At 50.6% G+C, this 17,467-nt stretch carries 13 protein-coding genes and 1 tRNA gene; 8 read left to right on the top strand and 6 right to left on the bottom strand.

The annotated features are described in order from the left end of the window. Positions 1 to 8: 8 nt before the first annotated feature. A complete protein-coding gene (locus M1D30_RS00280; RefSeq protein WP_248505025.1) occupies positions 9 to 2,348 on the top strand; it encodes a glycoside hydrolase family 3 C-terminal domain-containing protein in 2,340 nt (779 codons plus the stop codon). 27 nt (positions 2,349 to 2,375) lie between these two features. Beyond that, complete coding sequence (locus M1D30_RS00275; protein ID WP_248505023.1) at positions 2,376 to 3,332, top strand: alpha/beta hydrolase; 957 nt, start codon at positions 2,376 to 2,378, stop codon at positions 3,330 to 3,332. 67 nt (positions 3,333 to 3,399) lie between these two features. Here M1D30_RS00275 and M1D30_RS00270 read toward each other — a convergent pair. Further along, a tRNA-Leu gene (locus M1D30_RS00270) sits at positions 3,400 to 3,481 on the bottom strand. A gap of 138 nt (positions 3,482 to 3,619) precedes the next feature. Here M1D30_RS00270 and M1D30_RS00265 point away from each other — a divergent pair. Continuing rightward, positions 3,620 to 4,711, top strand: a complete 1,092-nt coding sequence (locus tag M1D30_RS00265; protein ID WP_248505021.1) for a mannose-1-phosphate guanylyltransferase — start codon at positions 3,620 to 3,622, stop codon at positions 4,709 to 4,711. A 103-nt stretch (positions 4,712 to 4,814) separates the two neighbouring features. Here the strand turns inward: M1D30_RS00265 and M1D30_RS00260 are convergent, their stop codons facing one another. Together M1D30_RS00260 and greA are read right to left on the bottom strand one after the other, a co-directional pair. Then, positions 4,815 to 5,210 carry an HIT family protein gene (locus M1D30_RS00260; RefSeq protein ID WP_248505019.1) on the bottom strand — a complete coding sequence of 132 codons (396 nt, stop codon included), beginning with the start codon at positions 5,208 to 5,210 and terminating at the stop codon, positions 4,815 to 4,817. Positions 5,211 to 5,231: 21 nt separating this feature from the next. Further along, complete coding sequence (gene greA / locus M1D30_RS00255) at positions 5,232 to 5,699, bottom strand: transcription elongation factor GreA (protein ID WP_248505017.1); 468 nt, start codon at positions 5,697 to 5,699, stop codon at positions 5,232 to 5,234. A gap of 219 nt (positions 5,700 to 5,918) precedes the next feature. On the opposite strand from greA, the gene M1D30_RS00250 reads away from it, so the two are divergent. Then, positions 5,919 to 7,703, top strand: a complete 1,785-nt coding sequence (locus M1D30_RS00250; RefSeq protein ID WP_248505015.1) for a glycoside hydrolase family 43 protein — start codon at positions 5,919 to 5,921, stop codon at positions 7,701 to 7,703. Positions 7,704 to 7,723: 20 nt separating this feature from the next. On the opposite strand, the gene M1D30_RS00245 is transcribed toward M1D30_RS00250, so the two are convergent. Beyond that, the gene (locus M1D30_RS00245; protein WP_256466173.1) at positions 7,724 to 8,536 is read right to left on the bottom strand and encodes a pyridoxamine kinase; all 813 of its coding nucleotides are present in this window, start codon (positions 8,534 to 8,536) and stop codon (positions 7,724 to 7,726) included. Between the two features lie 28 nt (positions 8,537 to 8,564). Further along, positions 8,565 to 9,512, bottom strand: a complete 948-nt coding sequence (locus tag M1D30_RS00240) for an aldo/keto reductase (protein ID WP_248505013.1) — start codon at positions 9,510 to 9,512, stop codon at positions 8,565 to 8,567. A gap of 109 nt (positions 9,513 to 9,621) precedes the next feature. Here M1D30_RS00240 and M1D30_RS00235 point away from each other — a divergent pair, with 109 nt between their 5' ends. The 4 genes from M1D30_RS00235 to M1D30_RS00220 all read left to right on the top strand — a co-directional run bounded on the left by M1D30_RS00235 (position 9,622) and on the right by M1D30_RS00220 (position 15,794). Continuing rightward, positions 9,622 to 11,136, top strand: coding sequence for a GH3 auxin-responsive promoter family protein (locus tag M1D30_RS00235; protein WP_248505011.1), 1,515 nt, complete (start codon positions 9,622 to 9,624; stop codon positions 11,134 to 11,136). A 157-nt stretch (positions 11,137 to 11,293) separates the two neighbouring features. After that, entirely contained in the window at positions 11,294 to 13,171 is a 1,878-nt protein-coding gene (locus M1D30_RS00230; RefSeq protein ID WP_248505008.1) for an Ig-like domain-containing protein, read from the top strand. A 48-nt stretch (positions 13,172 to 13,219) separates the two neighbouring features. After that, positions 13,220 to 14,032 (top strand): DUF3108 domain-containing protein, encoded by an 813-nt coding sequence (locus tag M1D30_RS00225; RefSeq protein WP_248505006.1) that lies wholly within the window; start codon positions 13,220 to 13,222, stop codon positions 14,030 to 14,032. 379 nt (positions 14,033 to 14,411) lie between these two features. Next, positions 14,412 to 15,794: a leucine-rich repeat domain-containing protein gene (locus M1D30_RS00220; protein ID WP_248505004.1), complete on the top strand. Its 1,383-nt coding sequence runs from the start codon at positions 14,412 to 14,414 to the stop codon at positions 15,792 to 15,794. 63 nt (positions 15,795 to 15,857) lie between these two features. On the opposite strand, the gene M1D30_RS00215 is transcribed toward M1D30_RS00220, so the two are convergent. After that, positions 15,858 to 17,429 (bottom strand): lipopolysaccharide assembly protein LapB, encoded by a 1,572-nt coding sequence (locus tag M1D30_RS00215; protein WP_248505002.1) that lies wholly within the window; start codon positions 17,427 to 17,429, stop codon positions 15,858 to 15,860. Positions 17,430 to 17,467 lie beyond the last annotated feature (38 nt).

Here is a 17,467-nt window from a genome sequence, read left to right as displayed (position 1 = left end):
TAACAAGGATGAAGAAACTTCTTATGACGATGCAATTGGCTGCCGTATTACTGACGGCCTGCACCAGCAACAACGATATGGAACAGCAGATTGATGAGCTATACAACAGCATGACGCAGGAGGAGCGCATTGCCCAACTGTGCAGCATGTATATGGACGACCTCTTCGACGACGAGGGGCAGTTGGACACCACCAAGTGTCGCCAACTGATTCCCAACGGCATGGGTCATTTCTCGCAATATGCCAGTCAGAAGCCACGCGAGCCGGAGGACCTGCGCAACCGTGTGGCCCAACTTCAGACGTGGCTCAAAGAAAAAACTCCTCACGGCATACCAGCCCTTTTTCACGAGGAGGTACTTTCAGGCATCAATACCCGTGGTGCCACCATCTATCCCCAGCAGATTGGTCAGGCCTGCTCGTTCAACCCTGAGTTGGCCGAATTGAAGACCCAGCAGACAGCCACCGCCATGCGAAAGATGGGCGGCATACTGTCGTTGTCGCCTATGGTCGACGTCTGCCGCACCCCGTCGTTCAACCGTCTGGAGGAATCGTATGGCGAGGATGGCTATCTCTCGGCCGTCATGGGCACAGCCTTTGTGATGGGTCTGCAACAGGGCGACCTGAAGAAGGGCGTGGGTGCCTGCTCGAAGCACTACCTGGGCTATGGCGGTGGTGGCAATGCCAGCGAGAAAGAACTGATGGAAGAGATCCTGATGCCCCACGAGACGATGATACGCTGGGCTGGCAGTAAGGCCGTGATGCCTGGCTATCACGCCATGAACGGCAAGGCCGTCACCTGTGTGGCCGACAGCACCATCCTTCAGGATATCCTTCGCAACTACCTCGGCTTCGATGGCATGGTGGTGAGCGACTATACTGCCATCGACCAGATTCCAGGCATGGACAGTCCCATCGAAAAGGCTGCCGCTGCTATCAATGCTGGCAATGATGTGGACTTCCCCCACGGCGATAACTACAAGCACCTACAGGCAGGACTGGACCAGGGACTGGTGAAGCCTGAGGCCTTTGAACGTGCCGTGAAGGATGTGCTGAGGTATAAGTATCGCGCAGGAATGATGGACAAGGATGCCTATCTCTATAGCACGGAACCCATCGTGCTCGACACTCCAGAGGAGCGCCAGACGGCCTACGACATTGCCACCCAGAGTGTGGTGTTGCTGAGGAACGACGGCACCCTGCCCCTGGACGAGGGTAAATCGCCCGAAAAGGTCTTTATCACTGGGCCTAACGCCAACACCATGTGGGCCATGTGTGGCGACTACTCGTTCCCTGCCATGAGCTATTTCTGGAAAAAGGTGACGGAAGACCTGGACCACCCGCATGTGGTCACCCTACTCGAGGGCATGAAAGACCGCAAACCCAGTCATATGACCATCACCTATTCGCGTGGTTGCGACTGGACCGATACGATTGAGACCGACTTCAAGAAAGGTGGCGACATCAGAGCGTGGGAGTATGACATCCTGCACCGTAAGGTGGATGCTGGCGAGAAGGCCGACAAGCAGGAAGCTCTCAGAATGGCCAAGGAGGCCGACGTGATCATTGCCTGCATGGGCGAGAACGTGATGCTGTGTGGCGAGAACCGCGACCGTCAGGGACTGCGTCTGCCTGGACAGCAGGAGCAATACGTCAACGACCTGCTGAAAACGGGCAAGCCAGTTATTCTGGTGGTCTTTGGCGGCCGTGCCCAGGTAGTGGGCGACCTGGCCGAGCGCTGCTCAGCTTTCGTTCAGGCATGGTATCCTGGCGAGGAGGGCGGTCATGCCGTGGCCGACATCCTCTATGGCTATGTGGCACCATCGGCCAAGCTCTCTGTCAGTTACCCCAATACGGAGGTCTACGAGCCGCTGTGCTATAACTACAGCGCCGAGCAGGACCCACGCGTGCAGTGGCCCTTCGGCTTTGGCATGACCTACACCACTTTTGAATATAGTAACCTGAAGATAGAGAAGGAGTCGGCCACCGATGGCGATGGCGTCACCCTGTCGTTCCAGGTGAAGAACACAGGCGAGATGGATGCCGACGAGATTGCCCAGATTTACCTCTCGCCCACCAGCAACGACCAGCCGCTGCGCCCCATCCAGTTGCAGGGCTTTGCACGTGTCAGTCTGAAGCACGGCGAGACCAAGACCGTCACTGCCAAACTCCATGCCGAGCAGTTTGGCTACTACGACCAGCGCCAGTGGCACATCGACCCAGGCACCTTCGTTGTGAAGATTGGTGCCTCGTCGGCAGACATCCGACTGAAAGAGCAGGTGACCCTGACAGGCAAACCTGTGAAGAAACCCCTACGAGAGTATTATTTCTCAAATATTCGTATTAACTAACAAAAACCTTAAAAAATCAAACAAACGATGAAAAAAGCATTAATGTCGTTTATCATGCCGTGCCTCGCTGCAGTAGCAATGGCACAGCCCGCTGGAGGCTTTGGTGGCTTCCAGATGCAACAAGTGAAACTGGAAACTAGCCAGGAGTGGAAAGACGTGAACTATGCAGGCGACGACCAAGCCTATCACACCTGCGACATCTACCTGCCTAAGAAAGAGGCTGCCAGCTATCCTGTCGTTATCCACATCTATGGTAGCGCCTGGTTCAGCAACAGCAGTAAGGGTGCTGCCGACCTGGGCACCATCGTTAAGTCTCTGCTCAACGCAGGCTATGCCGTGGTTTGTCCTAACCACCGTTCAAGTGCCGACGCCAAGTGGCCTGCTCAGATCCATGATATCCGTGCCGTCATCCGCTTTGTGCGTGGCGAGGCCAAGAAGTATAAGTTCGACCCCTCGTTCGTAGCCACCAGCGGCTTCTCAAGTGGTGGTCACCTGTCATCAGTAGCAGCCACCACCAGTGGCATCAAGCAGACCAAGGTGGGTACTGTTGACATCGACCTCGAGGGCAACCTGGGCAACTACACCAAGGAGAGCAGTGCTGTGAACGCTGCCTGCGACTGGTCTGGTCCTGTTGACCTAACAGCCATGGACTGTGGCGAAGGTATGAAGATGGGCGAGAACAGTCCTGAGGACGTGCTGCTGAACTCAAAGCTGAGCAAGGAACCCGATAAGTACAAGAGCCTCAGCGCCACCTATTATGTTAACAAGAAGAATCCTCCCATCATCATCTTCCATGGCGAGAAGGATAACGTGGTGCCCTGCTGCCAGGGTAAGATGTTCTTTGAGAAGTTACAGGATGCTGGTGTGAAGACCGAGGCAACCTTCGTTCCTGAGGGCGGCCATGGCATGGGTATGTATAGCGAGGAGAACCTGCAAAAGATGGTGAACTTCCTCAATGCTGCCAGAACAGCCAAGAAGAAATAACAAGCTCGATAACAACAAAAAAAGTGCTGCAATCATTTGATTTGCAGCACTTTGCTTTTTAAGCTTGTACCCAGACCCGGGGTCGAACCGGGACGGGTTGCCCCACTGGTGTTTGAGACCAGCGCGTCTACCGATTCCGCCATCTGGGCTCGAAAAGCGGGTGCAAAGATACGAAGAATTTTTGAAACATGCAAAAGTTTCTCATAAAAATCTTCAAAATTACTTGGAATTGTCAGTAATGTTTTGTATCTTAGCACCCTGAAAGTGAACAACTAGAAATCTGATATATGGAATTATCAACCCGTAATTACTGTATTATCTTGGCCGGCGGCCGAGGTAAGAGACTATGGCCAACAAGTAGGATGGAGCGCCCCAAACAGTTTATCGATTTCTTTGGGACAGGACGCACACAGTTGCAGTCAACCTTCGACCGCATGGCCACTATACTGCCAAAAGAAAACATCTTTATCTGTACCAGTCTGGAATACGACCACTGGGTGCGCGAGCAACTGCCCGAGTTGTCCGAGAACCGCATACTCACAGAGCCCGTCATCCGCAACACAGCCCCCTCGGTGGCTTGGGGTGGTGTGTGCATCCATCGCGAGTGTGCCGATGCGCGCATCGTTGTGGTGCCCTCCGACCAGGTGATTGTACGTGAGGATGCCTTCCGCAAGAACGTGCTCGACGGTCTCAACTTTGTGGGCAACCACGACATCATGCTGACCATGGGCATCAAGCCCTCACGCCCTGAGCCAGGCTACGGCTATATCCAGATGGGCGAGACCACTGAGTTTGAGGGCATCACCAAGGTGCAATCGTTCACAGAGAAGCCAGAGCGCGAGTTTGCCACGATGTTCATGCAGAGCGGAGAGTTCCTGTGGAACACAGGTATGTTCCTCTGTAATGCGCAACACCTGCACGACTTCTTCATGGAGGTTATCAAGGACATGCCCTATCGCATGGCCAACCTGCTCACCATGGAGTCGGCAGAGGAGCGCAGACAGTATGTCAAGGACTACTATCCAGCCTACCCCAACCTGTCGATGGACAAGGCAGCACTCGAGATGACAGACAATGTCTATGTGATGCAGTGCGACTTTGGCTGGGCCGACCTGGGCACGTGGCATGCCGCCTATGAGTGTATGCAGAAGCAGGATGACGACAATGTGGTCATCGACTCGCAGGTGATGATGGAAGACTGCAAGGGCAACATCATCAAACTGCCCAAGGGGCACGTGGGTGTGATCAACGGTTTGGAAGGCTATATCGTGGCCGAGGAAGGCGACGTCCTGTTAATATGCAAAAAGAGCGACTCATCGTCGCTCATTCGCAAGTATGTCAACGAGGTTGGCATACGTTTTGGGGAGAAATATATTTAAAGATGAAAGATGAGAGATGAAAGATATGATTAGTTTTTGCCATTAGGTCTAATCATATCTTTCATTTTTCATCTCTCATTTTTCATCTCTCATTTTTCATCTCTTATCTACAAAATTCCGCAAGAATTTTGTCTGCTATCTGCTGCATTTCCTCGTTGGGGAGATGCAGCTTTTCTTTTCTGAAGTCCACATCACCCTCACTGTTCATCGGAATCAGATGAATATGTGCGTGAGGCACCTCAAGACCCAGCACCACCTGTGCCACCTTCTTGCAGGGGAACGCCTTCTTCAGGGCCACAGCCACCTGCTTGGCAAAGAGCTGGAACTCAGCCAGCTCGTCGTCGTTCATATCGAAGATGTAGTCCACCTCGCGACGGGGAATGACCAACGTGTGACCTTTGGCCACGGGATTGATGTCAAGGAAGGCATAGAACTTATCGTTCTCTGCACACTTGTAACTGGGAATCTCGCCAGCAGCAATCTTACTGAAAATATCCATAGCGCTTGCTTTTATCAGGATTTATCCAACAGTGATCTTCTCGATGCGAAGCTTGATGGTGCCACGAGGAATCTTGACCTCAACCTCGTCGCCCACCTTGTGGTTCAGCAGACCCTGGGCAATAGGTGTCTGGATCGAGATCTTTCCCTCGCGCAGGTTAGCCTCGCTCTCGCTCACGATGGTATAGGTCATGCGAGCCTTGTTGGCCAGGTTGGTCATCTCAACCTTCGACAGGATCTGTACAGAGTCAGTGCTCAAACGTGACGTATCAACTATCTTGGCCTCGCTGATAGCAACCTTCAGCTGGTTAATCTTCGATTCCAGATGAGCCTGAGCCTCCTTGGCAGCCTCGTACTCACTATTCTCACTCAGGTCGCCCTTGTCGCGTGCCTCTGCGATGGCGGCCGATGCCTTGGGGCGCTCAACACCCTCTAAATGTTTCAGTTCGGCTATGAGTTTATCATAGCCCTCTTGTGACATGTAAGCCATATCTTTCAAAAAATTAAAATTAATATTCTTAGTTATTTTCCTTGGTCGCAAAAAAGAAAGAATCCCGACCATTCTCTCAGAGTCGGAATCCTCGTTATCACTATAATTGCTCTTTTCTACGTACTTAGACGCTGCAAAGATAACCCTTTTTTCCGAATCGGCCAAACTTTTTGTGGAAAATATTTCGTTATTCTCACGGCTTCTTCGTATCTTTGCAGCATGAAACTAACTACTATTATCGACATGAAACACCTATTGGCAATCACCATGGCACTGCTCACATTTACTGCAGTAAGTGCACAAACAGAACAGGCTAACACACCACTTACGGCCACCAGTAAAAAGCGCGTTGCCGTGCACGACCCATCGGTGGTGTATAACTCCAAAAGCAAACGCTATTATATCTTTGGTTCGCACAAGGCCGGTGCCTTTACCTCCGACCTGATGAACTGGACCCAGGCCAACCCCAAATGGAAGGTGGGAAACAACACCAACGCATCTAACCGTACTGCTTTTGTGACCCCTGCCGTCACAAAGGTGAAGAAGGGCGGCGAGGAGGTGGACTTCCCCGCCTTTAATGCCATGGACTGGGCTGCCCGAACCGATAGCGAATATAATATTGACGGCAACATGTGGGCACCCGATGTCATCTGGAACCCCACGATGAACAAATGGTGTATGTATCTGAGTATCAACGGCGATGCCTGGCATTCCAGCATCATCCTGCTCACGGCCGACAACATCACAGGCCCTTATCTGTATCAAGGTCCTGTGGTTATCAGTGGCTTCGACAATGGCAACCATAGCTTTAAAGACACCGATGTAGAGTTGGTGTTGGGCCCACTCAACACCCTACCCTCGCGCTATAACAGTCCCTGGGCCCACACCTCTAAACCCAGTCTGCCCAACAACATCGACCCCTGCGTGTTCTACGACGAAGAAGGTAAGCTGTGGATAGCCTACGGCTCGTGGTCGGGCGGCATCTTCATGCTCGAACTAGACGAGGAGACAGGCTTGCGCGACTACGACGTGACCTATTCCACCAGCAATGGCGACCCCTATTTCGGCAAGCGCATCGCCGGCGGCTACTACGTCTCTGGCGAAGGTCCTTATATTGAGCATATCGGCAACTACTACTATCTCTTTATGAGTTACGGCTATTTCTCGCCAGACGGTGGCTACGAGATGCGCGTCTTCCGTTCTACCAAGCCCGACGGCCCTTATAAGGATGCCACCAGCAGGTCGGCCATCTTCTCGTCGTATGTGATGAACTATGGCACAGGCAATAGCGACACGCGTGGCATGAAGATGATGGGTGCCTACAACAACTGGGGCACGCAGACAGTGGGCGAGTGTGCGCAGGGTCATAACTCCATCATCGCCGCCCCCGATGGCCGCACCTATCTGGTTTATCACACCAAGTTCAACAACGGCACCATTGCCCACGAGGTGCGCGTACATCAGGTGTTCCAAAACAAAAATGGCTGGCTGGTGGTGGCCCCATTCGAATATAACGGCGAGACCGTCACCGACGAGCAGATTGCCAGCACGCAGCCATTCACCACAGAGATGCTAACAGGCACCTACAGTGTGCTGATACATAAATACAAGATGGATTATAAAAACATGGAGGAGGTGACACCCATCAGCATCACCTTTTCTGCCGATGGCAAGGTGACAGGCGACAAGACTGGCACCTGGAGCATCGACGAAGGTACAGGCTATATTAAGGTATCACTGGGAGGCACAGCCTATAACGGCGTGGTGTTTACTGAGAAGATGGACGGCACCAACACACCCGTTATCAGCATCACGGCCATCTCCAACTCAGGCGTCAGCCTCTGGGCCTACAACACTACAACGTCGCTGACGGGCATTCACAGTGTTGAGAACAGTCAAAGTCAGAAAGACACCTGGCACCGTCTCGACGGACGCCGCCTCAGCAGTAAGCCCACCACAAAGGGACTCTACATTCAAAACGGGAAAAAGATACTGGTCCGCTAAAGCGACAGACCAAAGACGGACTACAGCAAGTCCAGACAACGCTCAATGAATATGCCGCAGCAGCGATCATCCACATCGCGGTTGCGGTATATCATTTCTCGCACCACGTCCATGGCCTGACGCGTGCTGGCCGACAGCGACTCCTGCTTCATCAGATGACCGATGAGTACAGCCGAGAAGATGTCGCCTGTGCCATGGAAGATGCCAGGAATCTCGTCGTAGTCGTGGAAGAAATACTTGCCTGTGGCGGCATCGTAGCCACACACCTGGTTCTTGTTGTCGATGAAGCAACTGGTGATCAGCACCGAAGTAGGGCCTAACTTCACCAACTTATCCAGCAACTCGCAAGCCTCGCGACGCGTCATTCCATCCTTTTGGAAAGGCACATCAGCCAGATAGCAAGCCTCCGTATAGTTAGGGAATATCAGATGAGCCACACCCACCATCTCGCGCATCAGCTTCACCTGCGCATCACCAATACCGTTATACAGTCGACCGCCGTCGCCCATCACTGGGTCGACAAAGATGGTACAACCCTGTTCTGACTGCTCGCGACAGAACTGCGCCACCAGGCGCGACTGCTCCTCGCTGAACATCAGTCCAGTGCAGATGGCATCAAAACGGAAGCCCAGCTTTTTCCATACGGGCAGCGTCTTCCGCATATACTCCGTGGTATCCTGCTGGGCAAAATCGCCATAGTCCAGCGTGTTAGATACCAGTGCTGTGGGCAGGTTAAAGGCAGGGATACCCATATACGAGAGGATAGGCAGCATGGCCGCCATGCCCACCTTGCCATATCCTGCAACATCGTTTACTAAAAGAACCTTTTTCAACTATCAACTATGAATTATGAACTATCAACTATGAATTAACACACATCAGATTTTTCTGCAACTGCTCCGTGCTACTGGCACCCACCAGTACAGAGGTCACGCCGCGCTGCTTGAGAATCCACTCCAAGGCCATCTGCGACAGCGGTTTTCCCTGTGCCAGCGCCTCAGCGTTATATTGGCGAAGCTGGGTTAGCAGTTCGTCGGTCAGCATGCTCTCCTTCAGAAACTTCCCTTTCGACATACGTGAATCCGCAGGAATACCATTCAGGTAGCGGTCGGTCAGCAAACCCTGTGCCAAGGGCGAGAACGAGATAAAGCCGATGCCCTTCTCGGCACAGAAGTCAAGAACGCCCGTGTCCATGGGCTCACGGTTCAGCATGTTCAGCTTGCCCTGATAGATCAGCAGGGGCACATCATGCTCGCGCAGGTATTTCTCGGCCACCTTCGTAGCCTCCAGTGGCCAGCGTGAGATGCCCACATAGAGCGCCTTACCACTGCGCACCGTGTCGACCAGTGCCTGCAAGGTTTCCTCCAGGGGCGTCTCTGGGTCGTAGCGGTGACTATAGAAGAGGTCCACATAGTCCAGGTGCATGCGCTTCAAACTCTGATCGAGCGAGGCCATCAGATATTTCCTCGAGCCCCAGTTGCCGTAAGGTCCTGCCCACATGTCGTAGCCAGCCTTGGTGGCGATGAACAACTCGTCGCGATAGGGACGGAAGTCCTCGTCCATCAGTCGGCCCAACGTTTCCTCGGCCGACCCATAAGGCGGTCCGTAGTTGTTGGCCAGGTCGAAATGCACCACACCATGGTCAAAGGCATAGCGGGCAATGGCCTTGGCACGGTCGTAGGAGTCGTCTCCGCCGAAGTTATGCCAGAATCCCAACGACACCTTGGGCAGCAAAACGCCCGAGTGTCCGCACCTCTCATATTTCATTCCGCTATCATAGCGCAATGCGTCAGCAACATAATTCTCCATAAGCCTTGGATTTTGGCTGCAAAGATACAAAAAAAAATTAAAAACCTGCGGGTATTCCAAAAGTTTACAGTAACTTTGCAGTCTCTATACCATATAAATAAAGAGAAAAATGAGTCTGACAGGATTAGTAAGACCGCTGTTTGCCAATAGATGGCGGGAACTGGAAAAACATATCAACGAGGGCGAGCAACTACAACGCCAGGTGCTGGCCCATTTGGTGCAGAAAGCTCAGGACACAGAATACGGACGCAAGCATCTGTTCAGCACCACAAAGAGTTACGAGGACTTTGTGCGCAACAACCCCGTGAATACTTATGAAGAACTGAAAGGCGACATCGACCGCATGCGCCAGGGCGAGAGCGATGTGCTGTGGCCAGGCCGCGTGAAGTGGTATGCCAAGTCGAGCGGCACCACCAACGACAAGTCGAAGTTCATTCCCGTCTCGCCCGACGGACTGAAGCGCGTTCACTATAAGGGTGGTGCCGATGTGGTGACCCTTTATCTGAGAAACAACCCTCAGAGTAGGATGTTCGATGGCAAGGGCCTCATCCTGGGTGGCAGTCATGCACCCAACTACAACCTGCCAGGCTCGTTGGTGGGCGACCTCAGTGCCATCCTCATCGAGAACATCAACCCCTTGGTGAACATGGTGCGCGTGCCCTCTAAGAAGACGGCCCTGCTGAGCGATTTCGAGATTAAGCGCGACCGCATTGCACGCGAGGCCTTGAACAAGAATGTGACCAACATTAGTGGTGTGCCCTCATGGATGCTCTCTGTGCTGAATCGCGTCATGGAGATATCTGGCAAGACCCACCTCGAGGAGGTATGGCCCAATCTGGAGGTGTTCTTCCATGGCGGCGTGGCCTTCACCCCCTATCGCGAGCAGTACGAAAAACTCATCACCAGTGCCAAGATGCACTATATGGAGACCTATAATGCCAGCGAGGGCTTCTTCGGCATTCAGGACGACCCTGCCGACAAGTCGATGCTGCTGATGCTCGACTACGACGTCTTCTACGAGTTCCAGGAGATGGGCACCGACAATATCGTGCCCCTGTGGGGTGTCGAGGCTGGCAAGAACTACGCCATGCTCATCTCCACCTCGTGTGGTCTGTGGCGCTATATGCTGGGCGACACGGTGAAGTTCACATCCACCAACCCCTATAAGTTCATCATCTCTGGTCGCACCAAGAGCTTCATCAACGCCTTTGGCGAGGAACTCATCGTCGACAATGCCGAGCAGGGATTGAAGTATGCCTGCGAGTTGACAGGCGCCCAGGTGCTGGAGTATACCGCTGCGCCTGTCTTCATGGACCAGAACGCCAAGTGTCGCCACCAGTGGCTCATCGAGTTCTCGAAGGCCCCTGAGAGCATAGAGCAGTTTGCCGACATCCTGGACCGCAGACTCCAGGAGCTGAACAGCGACTACGAGGCCAAGCGCTATAAGGACATCACCCTGCAGCACCTTGAGATTATCCCTGCCCGCGAAGGTCTGTTCAACGACTGGCTGAAGGCCAAGGGCAAACTGGGCGGCCAGCACAAGGTGCCCCGTCTGAGTAATAGTCGTGAGCACCTGGAAGAGTTGCTAAAGATGAATGGACCCACCCCCAACCCCTCCCTGTAAGGAGGGGAGTTGATGGAACCATTTCTTGATAATAATTTGTATGATGTTTAAGAGAAAAGAAAATATCGTAAGACATATTAAAAAACTATTCGCTCCCCTCCTTATAGGGAGGGGTTGGGGGTGGGTCTTTTTACTCGTTCTTGCCTCCTGCGCCCGCATGGGCAGTCCTGACGGCGGCTGGTACGACGACACGCCACCACGCGTTGTCAGTTCCTCACCTGCCAACCAGGGTGTCAACGTGAAGGCGAAGAAGATTACCATCAACTTCAGCGAGTATATCAAGTTGGACGACCCCCAGAACAAGGTGGTCATCTCGCCGCCACAACTGGAGATGCCTGAGATCAAGGCTGCTGGCGACAGGATTATCGTGGAGTTGAAAGACTCGCTCAAGGCTAACACCACCTATACCGTTGACTTTGGTGATGCCATCAGCGACAACAACGAGGGCAACCCTTTGGGCAACTACACCTTCAGCTTCTCAACAGGCGACCATATCGACACACTCGAGGTGAGCGGCTACTGCCTGAACGCGAAGGACCTGGAGCCTATCAAGGGACTGATGGTGGGACTCTATAGTAACTTTGAGGACTCGCTCTTCCACAAGGAGCCCATGATGCGCGTATCGCGCACCAACGGCAGCGGCCATTTCACCATCAAGGGTGTGGCTCCTGGCGCCTATCGCTGCTTTGCCCTGCAGGACAACGACGGCGACCTGGTGTTTGGTCAGAAGAGCGAGATCATCGCCTTTAACAACGACAGCATCAAACCCTCATGGAAGTTGGACGCCCGTCCTGACACCATCTGGCTTGACTCGCTCCATATCAAGGACATCGTCCCCATTCGCTACACGCACTTCCTGCCCGACGACATCACCCTGATGTGCTTCCAGGAGCCGCAGACCGACCGCTATCTGCTGAAGACCGAGCGCAACACGCCTGAGCGTCTGGGCATGTACTTCACCTATGGATCCGACTCGCTGCCACGTCTGCGTGGACTGAACTTCGACGAGAGGAACGCCTTTATCCTAGAGGCCTCGCAGAAGAACGACACACTGACCTACTGGCTGGCCGACACCACGCTGGTGAACAAAGACACACTGGAGATTGAGGCCACCTATCTGATGACCGACACGCTGGGTGCCCTGGTCAGTCATACAGACACCATCGCCTTCACGGCCAAGACATCCTACGCCAAGCGCATGAAGGCCAAGCAGAAGGAGTTTGAGGATTGGCAGAAGGAACAGGAGCGCAAGAAAAAGCACAAGGAGCCCTACGACTCTATCATGCCGGCAGAGCCTCTCATCATGAAGTTCTCTACCAACAACCTCCTGGACCCCAACCAGCGCCTCTACATAGAGACACCACAGCCACTGAGTAGCTGCGACACCACGGCCATCCACGTCTCTGTCCTGGCCGACAGTGTTTGGAACGACTATCCCCACAGTTTCCGACAGGTGGGCATCCGTCGCTACGAGGTGGTGGCCGACTGGGTCATGGGACAGGAATATCAGGTGGAGATTGACTCCGCTGCCTTCCAGAGCATCTACGGCCTGACCACGCACCCCATCAAACAAAAGATCAAGGTGCGCACAGAGGATGAGTTCAGCTCACTTCTCATGGAACTGAGTGGTGTCAACCTGAAAGACTCTATCGTGGTGCAACTGCTCGACACAGGCGACAAGGTGGTGCGTCAGACCCTGGCCGATGCCGACGGACTGGCTGAGTTCCCCTATCTGAAACCAGGCAATTACTACGTGCGTGCCTATATCGACAAGAACGGCAACGGCCAATGGGACACTGGCATCTACGACCAGAACCTGCAGCCTGAGCCCGTATACTACTTCCACGAGAAGGTGGAGTGCCGCCAGAAATGGGAAATCAATCGCCAATGGAACCTCACGGCACGCCCTCGTTTCAAGCAAAAACCCATGGCCATCACCAAGCAGAAGCCCGACAAGCAGAAGCAGCAGTTGAAGAACCGCAACATCCAGCGTGCTCGCGACATGGGAAAAGAATATGTTCCTAAAGGTTATTAAAGGATTTGTGTTATGGAAAAGAGAACGTTTTTTAGCAATATCAAACGCATGGCAAAGTGGTACATGCCCCTCTGCCTGATGATGCTGATGCCCCTCAAGGCCTCTGCCAAGTGCGGCATCGAGAACAAGGCCTTCAGCAATGGCGAGTTCCTCACCTACGACCTCTACTTCAACTGGAAGTTCGTATGGCTCAAGGTGGGCTCGGCCTCCATGTCCACCGTCAGCTCTACCTTCCGCGGACAGCCTGCCTATCGTACCAGTCTGACCACCCGCGGCAACAACAGGTTGGATGGTGTCTTCGTGATGCGCGACACGCTGCTCTCCTATTGCAGCACTGCCGACCTGTCGCCACTCTACTTCCGCAAAGGTGCCCTCGAGGGCAGCCGCTATTATGTGGACGAACTGTGGTATAGCTATCCACGCAACCACTGCCGCCTGAGGATGCATCGCATTGATGCCGATGGCGAGCAGCACTGGCAGGAGAAGGAGTATGCCGACTGCGTCTACGACATGATGAGCATCTTCCTTCGCGCTCGCAACTTCGACGCCTCGAAGCTCAAAGAGGGCGACATCATCCCCATGCCCATCAGCGATGCGCGCAACCTCACCAACTCATGGCTCACCTACAGGGGTAAGGACACGTTCAAGGTCGAGGGCTCGAAAGAGAAGTTCCGCTGTCTGGTCTTCTCGTTCTACGAGCGCGAGGACGGTAAGAGTCACGAGCTTATTCGCTTCTATATCACCGACGACATGAACCACATCCCTGTGCGTCTCGACATGTTCCTGAGCTTTGGCTCGGCCAAGGTGTTCCTCAGGGGCTACAAGGGTGTTCGCTGGCCCATGACGTCGAAGATTAAATAAACCCTCATAGGCAGCAGTAGAATAGACAGATGTAGAGGCCGGCGAGCTGGCTCCCGACATCGAAAATCCTTGGCGTTGACTGTCGCGACACAGAAGACAAGTGGAAGGCTGCTGTCAAGGATCACAAACTCCCTCTTTCTACACCTTCCTCGACCAGTTGTTCAGCAAGTAAAACACATGATTATCAAATAAAAGCGGGCGATTCTTCACCCGCTTTTATTTTTTATAATATGGTATTCAAACCATGAGACCCACTAAGAAAGAAATAGTTCACAAACAGTTCACTTTTTCATTTGTGAACTATTTGTGAACTAATTTTCTCTTCATTTTCCGAATTAATTCGCAATTTTGCAGCCAAAAAATAAAAACTTGATGACAGATGAAGAATCTCTTTGTATTTAGTCTTATCTCAGCATTGCTATGTAGCTTGACTGAAATAAATGCCCAAACATATAAAGATATAACCACCAGTAACACCGGCGAAGTGGCTGGATTGCTGGGGGCAGATGTTGATAGCATTGACTCGCTCGTCGTTCGAGGTCCAATCAACGAAGATGACTTCAAAACCATGTGGCACGCTTCATTCTATGGTAATCTGTCTGTCATCAACCTAGAGAACGCTAACATAGAAGGCGGCGTTATCCCTAAGAACGCATTCTGTCATCTAGAGGAACAACTAACTCCCGACTGGCAATACATTGACTGCATCAAACTCAGAAGAATGATTCTTCCAGAAGGAGTGGTAGAAATTGGTTATGGGGCCTTTTCCTATTGCATTTATCTTGAGGACGTCAATATTCCATCCACCTTGCGCCGACTGAACAACTACAGCTTCTCCGAGTGCATCAGTCTGAAAACAGACCCCTTGATTTTTCCAGAGGGCATGAAGGAAATTGCTAGTCTTGCATTTCAGAATTGTAGGTCGTTGACTGGAGAAGTCGTACTTCCAAGCACCATCAAAAAGATTGGAGCTGGGGCTTTCTTCTCCGCCAAAATAACCAAAGTGAACCTGCCAGAAGGATTGGAGGAGATTGGAGACGCCGCCTTCTATGCCTGTAGGCTAAAAGAAGTTTATATCCCAAACTCCTGCCAATTACTAAGTGGGGCTTCCCATTTTCAATTAAACTATGGCCTTGAAAGGATTCATCTACCAGAAGGCATTACAGCAATTCCCCAAAATTTCCTTTCATGTTGCCTGGAACTAAGCAAGACAAACATTCCCACCTCTGTAAAAAGTATAGATGAAAGTGCTTTCTTTCAATGCAGATCGCTGGAAAATTTAGAGTTACCAGAAGGTCTTGAAAACATCGGAGAGAATGCCTTATGGTATCTCGACTCTTTAGAGCAGGTTGAGTATCCCTCTACATTAAAGAAGATTGGAAAAGGAAGTTGCGATTATTGGGCATCATTAAAACGAATTTATTGCAAAGCGCCTGTGCCTCCAGTATGCGAAGGAGACCAAACAACAGACAAAACGCCCTGGGGAGATTTTGATTCGTCATCAGGCTTACGCCCTTCAAATGACATACCAGTCTACGTTCCTATCGGCACTGCAGAGTTATATCGAAATGCATGGGGCTGGAACTACTTTAATAACATTATTGAGACAGACAACTTCCCCGGGACAACATCCATCGCAGGCCATGTGCAGGAACAAGAAGACCTGCATCCCATATTCTATGACCTTACAGGAAAGAAGATAAATAAACCTATTAAAGGACGTATCTACTTAAGACATGGGGAAAAAGTCTTGGTAAAGTAACCATCAACTCTCCTCTTCAGTAGAATTGCCCTTGCTATATTTCTATAAACAAGTTTATGTTGCTCATATTCTTTGAATGAATTCGTCAAGTTGCTGAGGGGTGCCTTCCTCCCCCGTCAATTTCTTATAAAGACGCCTACGCATCATAGCAATACTACTTTTTGTCTTAAACAGTATTTCTGCAATAGCAACAGGTGATACACCTATTTTAATGAGATAGCAAGTTTGTTTTTCTATTTCTGATATAGGAGCCAAATTCATCAACTTAAGTGTAAATCCCTTATATGTATTCTCAATGGCCATCTGAAGTTCCATCCATTGATCATTTGTCAGATGAAAGTCTTGTTTCCCGGCATTTTCCATAACAAGGCGATAGATCTCTGTATGATGTAACTCGGTGACTCTACTTTCCAAATCTTGAGTGTCTGTCTGTGTTCGTAGTATGATATTTTTTTTCTTTGCTTGCTGCTTTTTGCAATAGTACTTCTGCCTTTTTTTCTTGAGCAATAAAAACACCAAAGCAAGGACAATAAGTATTATGAAAGCAAGAACGGAGAGTAATATCATTTGGTGATGCTTATCCTGCTCATGAACAAAAATATTAATCTTATGTTGGGCTTCCGTACGCCTGATATCCTCAATCTGCGATAGCTTTTCCAACGAATCATTTATATTCACAAGCATCCCTGAGAAAACCAAAGACTGGTGCTCATCATTTTTCTTTTTCGATAAATCAATAAGCATGTGTAAGGCTTCTGCTTTTACTCGTAAAGAAGAGCACCGAAGCAACTCTTTGAAATAATACATAGCCGAATCCACATGGTTCTGTCCACAATGCCAATAGGCCCAGTTTGCCGTATTGAGTGAATCTCTTGGCATCAATGCGAGTGCTTTATCATATTCTTCTATCTGAATATAAATATCACAAAGTGCCATTTTTGCATAAGGAGATATGAATTCTTTTCTGTTTGTTTTATCTGCTAATCGTATGCTTTCTTCATAATAGTATATGACGCTATCAACATTATTCTGAATAGTAAATGCTTTCCCCATATATAGCGCAGCAAGTGCAATCCTAATCGTATCATTGGTTTTAATTGAGTAGTTATAGGCCTCTTGATAACTATCTGCACACTTATCATACATGTGCTCAGACAAATACAATTCTCCCAGTTTTATATTGATCCAAACATTTGTTGAATTATCCTTTTGTTCATGGATGAGTTCTTTTGCCTGAAAGAAATTATTTAAGGCTTTAGTATTATCGCCAATGAGCCGATAAATTTCACCTATGAATAGATATGTCTTAGAGAGTTTTTCTATATCCTCCGTCTTCTTAAAATAGTATTTGAGATTTTCCGCCACATAAAAATCCTTTTCCGACAAACTACCTTTTACAAACTTTACATACAACCTGAGATAGTTCCAATAGAAGCCTTCCTCTGCTGTGAAATTATCTTCAAATTTTTCCAAGGAATTAAGAATGCTGTCAGCTTCCTCATAGGTTCCCTTGACAATGCATTCTTCAACATCATAAAAATCTTGCCTCATGTCAGTTTGATTACATGACGCAAGAAGAGATAATGCGACAATTATTATAATGATAAATGGAGGTGTATGATATGTTGATTTCATTATACGTTATAATTTTTGCCTGCAAAGATAAAGAAAAA

Source organism: Prevotella sp. E15-22 (assembly GCF_023204875.1).
Classification (GTDB): Bacteria; Bacteroidota; Bacteroidia; order Bacteroidales; family Bacteroidaceae; genus Prevotella.
Note: the sequence above shows the minus strand (reverse complement) of the source record. Positions and strands in the feature narration are given on the sequence as shown.